Source organism: Psychrosphaera sp. 1_MG-2023 (genome assembly GCF_030548245.1).
Lineage (GTDB): Bacteria > Pseudomonadota > Gammaproteobacteria > Enterobacterales > Alteromonadaceae > Psychrosphaera > Psychrosphaera algicola.
In genome coordinates this window covers 1-775 of the sequence record NZ_JAUORW010000054.1, presented here as the reverse complement: position 1 = coordinate 775, position 775 = coordinate 1, and the positions used below count along the sequence as shown (strand labels likewise).

Genomic DNA, 775 nt, shown 5'->3' with positions numbered 1-775 from the left:
GTAAACGTCCGGTGATCACCACCTAGGGTTTAATATTCCAAGGCAGTAAGCTGTCGATATTTGGCTCGGCTTGGCAGAGTTCGTTTAGACATTGCATGATGTAATCGAACGGCACTAAGCCATTAGCTCTAGCGGTTTCAATGATGCTGTATAAGTTGGCGCTGGCTTGTGCACCGTTTGCGGTTTGACTAAACATCCAGTTTTTGCGGCCAATCACGAACGGCTTTATCGCTCGTTCAGCGCGGTTGTTATCGATGTTCACTTGGCCATCTTCTAGGTAAACAATAAGTTTCGGCCATTGGTTTGCTAAGTAGTTCGCTGCTTCAGCTAATTTTGTTTTGCCAATAAGCCGTGGTTGATTTTTCTCTAACCACAGACGCAACTTATCAACCACAGGCCTTGATTGTTCCGTTCTTATCTCGTGTTTTTCCTCTGGCGTTTTACCTTTCGCTTTCGACTCGATGCCATAAAGCTTTTGAATAAGGCTCAAGACGACATCGGCTTTACCCGTTTTCTTTTTGCCTTGCACCTGTTTGGCTTCAATAAACTTGCGACGGGCGTGCGCCCAACAGCCTGCCAGTGAGGCGTTTGTTTTTTCATAAACCTGATAACCATCGACTTGCAGATAACCCGAATATCCATCTAGGTAATCAACCACGCAAGAGGCCGCGCGACTATTTTGATAGTCGTAGAGCACGATGTTGGGAATATCGTTAGCTGGGTTTGGCGAGTCTGTGCCGGTGCAGTACAACCACATGTAACTTTTGATTTTGTC

The 775-nt window shown here is 46.1% G+C and carries 1 protein-coding gene; it reads right to left on the bottom strand.

The features are described from left to right. Positions 1-22: 22 nt before the first annotated feature. On the bottom strand, positions 23-775 hold a 753-nt coding region (locus Q4575_RS19675; protein ID WP_303523937.1), incomplete at its 5' end, for an IS66 family transposase.